We start from the raw sequence: 1,981 nt of genomic DNA, 5'->3' as shown, positions 1-1,981 counted from the left end.
CGACCAGCCCGACGGCACCGACGGCCGCCGCCAGGCGGAGCGCCAGGCGCAGCGCGGCGCGGGTGCGTGGTGCGGGCCCGGAGCGGGAGGTGAGGACCAGCAGGTCGAAGACGAGCACACCGACGGCGGCGAGGACGCCGGTGTAGGCCACCGCCTGGATGGCCTTGCGGACCGCCGCCTGGACGTCGGACTCGCCGTCCAGGACGTGCAGGTCCTCGGTGGTGCCGGCCTCACGGACGTCGAACGTCGTGGCGCCGCCCACGGGGTGGGTGTCGGCCGAGATGACCCGCCAGGCCACCACGTGTGTGCCGTCGGCGAGGTCGTCGGGGAGCTCCAGGACGACGGCCTGGTCCACGGCCCGCAGCTCGGTGGGCACGACCCCGCCGTCGGGGCCGAGCACGAACGTCCCGGCCTCGACCGGGGTGACCGACTCGTTGAACGTGAGCGTGATGTGGCCGGGGGGCTCGGGCAGGGTCTGCCCGTCGGAGGGCTCCACGCCGAGCAGCTCGGCGTGGGCCAGCGCCGGTGGCGCCGACCATGCCATCAGGCAGGTCAGCGCCACCGCCAGCAGTCCCACACGTGCGAGCACGGCGGAGCGGATGCTGGTCAAGCTCACGCCGCGGTTCCGCGACGCCCGGACCGGGCCAGGGCCAGGGCCAGGCCACCGACGACCAGGCCCAGGGCGCCGACCACCAGGGCCGCCCATGTGAGGGCCGCCGGGGCACCGCCCTCACCGGTGGCGCCGGCGTCGTAGGCGACGGTCTCGGCACCGGCGGTGTCGATCTCGGCCTCGTCGCCGTCCTCCGTGGCCGCAGCCCCGGCGTCCTCGGCCGCGGTCAGGACGAAGCCCGGGGCGGGGAGCTCCAGGTCCCGTGAGGTCTGCCCCTCCTCGGGCAGCTGGATCCAGGGGCTCTCACCCTCTTCGCAGACCTGCACCGCCGGGAAGTACAGGGTTTCCCCCGGCAGGTCGGGCAGCTGCACCTGGATGGACACCGCGTCGCGGTAGCCGTCCGGCAAGGGGTCGACCGCCGTGTAGACGACCTCGGAGACGCGCTCGGTGCGCTGCCCGCCGTGGCCGTCGTCGACCGGCGGGTCGAGCGGCTCCATCACCTTCTCCACGTCCCAGCGTGAGGAGACGCTGGGGGTGACCCTGACGATCTCGTCGGGGATCTGGATGGACACCTGGGTGGTCGCCGAGCCGGAGCACCCGTGCGGGATGCCGAACGTCAGCAGCGAGTACCCACCGGCGACGGTGCGGTCGGGGCTCACGGTCACGTGCGCCGACGCCGCCGTCGGCACCAGCGCGAGAGCCCCGGTCAGCAGGCCGGCAGCGGCCGTGAGGGCCACGCGGCGCCCCGGCGCGCGGCCCCGGGCAGGGGTGTGCGGGTCAGTGGTGCGGGTCGTGCGGATCATCATCGATCTCCTGTCGTGGCGGGGTGGCGGACCACCCGGGGATGTACCGGTACAGCGAGCAGGCGCACGTCACCCCCGGTCCCCCACGTCAGCAGGGCAGGGTCAGGCGGGCGCCACGACCGGCACCGGTGGTCCACGACGGTCCACCGACCCCGTCCCCGGCGCCGGTACAGGGCGAGGGACGACGGCGAGTGCCTGCGGGCCCGGCGCCGTCGGGCGCACAGGCACCGGGACCGGCAGGGCCGGGGCGAGCCGTCGCCCCAGGTCCCACAGCCGCCACAGCACCCCGTCCCCGTGCACCAGGAGCATCGCGAGACCGACGGTCGCGGCCACGTGCAGCGCCAGCATGGGTGCCCCGAGACCACCGGGCATCGACGCGGCGTGCTGCAACGCGGCCACGGACGACTCCGTGACGCCCATCGCCCCGTGGTCGTGCCCGCCGACCACCGCGTGGTGGCAGGCCGCCAGGTGGACGACCACCTGGCCCAGCGCCAGCGCGGCCACGGTGGGGACCACCTGGGCCGGGCCGTGGGCACAGGTGTGCAGGATCAGCCACGTCACCCCGGCG

General features: G+C 75.4%; 2 protein-coding genes and 1 pseudogene. All 3 read right to left on the bottom strand.

From position 1 onward, the window contains the following. A partial coding sequence (locus N869_RS14750; RefSeq protein ID WP_035062901.1) for a copper resistance CopC family protein occupies positions 1-616 on the bottom strand: 616 nt, incomplete at its 3' end. Then, positions 613-1,413: a YcnI family copper-binding membrane protein gene (locus N869_RS14745; RefSeq protein WP_052105628.1), complete on the bottom strand. Its 801-nt coding sequence runs from the start codon at positions 1,411-1,413 to the stop codon at positions 613-615. The genes N869_RS14745 and N869_RS14750, both read right to left, overlap by 4 nt. Before the next feature lie 102 nt (positions 1,414-1,515). Further along, positions 1,516-1,981, bottom strand: a pseudogene (locus N869_RS18005) (hypothetical protein); the annotation flags it as partial.

The organism is Cellulomonas bogoriensis 69B4 = DSM 16987 (assembly GCF_000767165.1).
GTDB lineage: Bacteria > Actinomycetota > Actinomycetes > Actinomycetales > Cellulomonadaceae > Actinotalea > Actinotalea bogoriensis.
This window is presented reverse-complemented; position numbering and strand designations above follow the sequence as displayed.

Bases quoted from the DNA above. Each gene is read 5' to 3' on its own strand.
- N869_RS14745 (WP_052105628.1), bottom strand. From the start codon at position 1,413: ATGATCCGCACGACCCGCACCACTGACCCGCACACCCCTGCCCGGGGC.